The 1,033-nt window shown below is 49.7% G+C and carries 1 protein-coding gene; it reads right to left on the bottom strand.

The features are described 5' to 3' along the window. Positions 1 to 168 precede the first annotated feature (168 nt). Positions 169 to 657, bottom strand: coding sequence for a hypothetical protein (locus BSG09_RS20065; RefSeq protein ID WP_092936267.1), 489 nt, complete (start codon positions 655 to 657; stop codon positions 169 to 171). Positions 658 to 1,033: the final 376 nt, after the last annotated feature.

Raw genomic sequence — 1,033 nt, 5'->3', positions numbered from 1 at the left:
ATCATCCGTGTCGGGCACCGCTGACGCGGTGCCCTTGTCCTCTTCGACTCTCCAGCGACCGCTCAGTAGTATCAACAATCTCCTACGGAAGAGCGATTTTCGTAACCACTCGTCCGAAGTTTCTACTTCGGCATAACTAAATTAGACAGTGCTCCTCACGTGCTTACATTACTTGTCATATCTTTCTGTTTGAGTAACCTCTCCTGTGTGAATATCTATATCATATTCATAACTATTCAGATTTCTGGCAGACAATTGATTATCTTCGTACTGAATAGTGATGTACGACATACCATCATATCCCTCCGAAGGTGCCTCTATTCTCCAGCGCTGGGTCCCATCACGGTCGAACGCGATTATGTTCCGGTCTACTTCTTCCTGTGAGTCTCGCCGGACTTGCAGGAGAACGACGATTGTCTCTTCGGCGACGAGAACGTCTGCGATTCGGTGCTCGAATTCGATTTCCTCATCACCGATTTGTAGCCTATTGTTTGTATATGACGTATCCACCATGGTGATCGTATTATGTGTTTTAAGGAAGGTCTCCAGACCACTAAGGTCTCTACCCTTGACAAACTCGGTTGCATGATGTTGCGTCCCTCCGCCGGGTCGCGTGACATCAGCTTCGGTATCCTTGATCGATCCTGCCGTGCTCATCTCGATTCACGTCGACTTCGGTTTCCGTCTTGCATTTGTAGAGATTATCAGGAACCCACCTTTCGTCTCAGTGTACTCGCCGTAAGTCTGGGACTCAGATGTACGGTCGCGGCGACAATAACCGAGACGCTCTTGTGTAGCACATTGTTGATGCGGAGCCGTCTTGCGGTTCTGTGGCGAGTGCAATAGATCGTGAACTTGCATCTCAGTGGCTCTGGCGTGCAGGTATTGACTCGAGCCGACAACGGGAAGCTGTATCAACAATCTCCGCCACAAGAGCGAATCCGAAAGAGCGTGTCCATCTCGTACTGTGTCGACCCTGTATAGCAGTCATGGGGGTCAAAACGAAAGTAAGCCAGCGGAAGCAGGCAAACAA

Source organism: Natrinema hispanicum, from assembly GCF_900111485.1.
Classification (GTDB): domain Archaea; phylum Halobacteriota; class Halobacteria; order Halobacteriales; family Natrialbaceae; genus Natrinema; species Natrinema hispanicum_A.
This window is presented reverse-complemented; position numbering and strand designations above follow the sequence as displayed.

Coding starts and splice junctions, on each gene's coding strand:
- BSG09_RS20065 (WP_092936267.1), bottom strand. CDS start 657: ATGAGCACGGCAGGATCGATCAAGGATACCGAAGCTGATGTCACGCGA.